This window comes from Arsenicibacter sp. R0_47, from assembly GCF_057652235.1.
In genome coordinates, this window is the sequence record NZ_JBYFCJ010000097.1 from 1 (window position 1) to 1,096 (window position 1,096).

At 48.5% G+C, this 1,096-nt stretch carries 2 protein-coding genes; both read right to left on the reverse strand.

Features of this window, described 5'->3' with window-relative positions; all coding sequences use genetic code 11:
- Positions 1 to 17: 17 nt before the first annotated feature.
- A complete protein-coding gene (locus AC23NW_RS36155) occupies positions 18 to 554 on the reverse strand; it encodes an IS630 family transposase (RefSeq protein ID WP_487455574.1) in 537 nt (178 codons plus the stop codon).
- Between the two features lie 53 nt (positions 555 to 607).
- Positions 608 to 1,048, reverse strand: coding sequence for a helix-turn-helix domain-containing protein (locus AC23NW_RS36160; protein ID WP_487455576.1), 441 nt, complete (start codon positions 1,046 to 1,048; stop codon positions 608 to 610).
- Positions 1,049 to 1,096 lie beyond the last annotated feature (48 nt).

Consider the following 1,096-nt stretch of genomic DNA (forward strand, 5'->3'; position numbering starts at 1 on the left):
TAAGTAATCCTTGAGAATTAGTTTGCATTAAACTTGCTGAAGCTGATGGTTAGCCATTTGCCCACGTTGGCTAAACACCGATTTAGAGCATACCCTAACTCCTCGTCGGTTCGGTAATCTTCCGGTCGTAACCAGCCCCCTTTCAAATGCCGCCATAAGGTCTCGGCAATATTGAGAAGGGGCGAATAAGGCGGCAGAAAGAACACATATAACCCCCGAAGCTCCCAAATCTCTCGCCTTTGTTGAATAATACCGGCAGTATGCACTGAGGCATTATCCAGGACAATAACCATAGGCCGATGAAGACCCAACGACAATCTATCGAGTTGCTCATAAACGAAGCTCGCTGTGATCGCTCGCGGTGTAGTGGCCCTCATCAACTGACTTTGCCGGTTGATGAGGCCCCAGCAGTTGATTTTGAAACCTTTACCAGCCAGCACGCATACCGCTTCGCCGGGAAACTGCCAGCCGTAAGGCACATATCCTTCGCTACAGACATGGCTCTCGTCGCCATAGTACAAATCCAGCAAGCCCTGCTCGGAGAGGTATTCCAACCCGGTGAGTTGTTCGACCTTATGGGTGTAAATCAGTGGGTCAGGCTGACCTTTTACCCGTCGGCGGATCCGTTTATATCGTCCGCCAAGGCTTTTAAAAAAGACCGGAAGGTAGACTCACTAACGGCTTTGCTGCCTTCATTGCGACTGGCTTCCCAGTCAGCTTTCGCTAATTGGATGCATTGGCGATTAGCTTTGACAGCCTGTAACACGCTTTGGGCATCGTTGCTTTTGGTCATGAGCGGTTTTCGCCCCCGTCCGGTTTTGATTTTCAAACCGTCTAAACCATTGGCTTTGAATCGGTGGAGCCAACTGTTTACGCTGACATGGCACATACCAACAATGCTGGCTACATCTTTCGATGTTCGTCCATTTGCTTTTAGCAGAATCGCCTGGCAACGCATCCGAAATGAGTGGTTGTCATTAGTTTTCAATTCGTTTTCCAACTCAACCCGTTGTTTTTCCGTCAAAACGGGGGTGTTCACTCGTCCCATGAGGGCAAGTTAGAAAATAATACAAACTATTTCCCGAAGACTACTTAT

Excerpts from the sequence above, each read along its gene's own strand:
- AC23NW_RS36160 (WP_487455576.1), bottom strand. The coding sequence starts at position 1,048 with ATGGGACGAGTGAACACCCCCGTTTTGACGGAAAAACAACGGGTTGAG.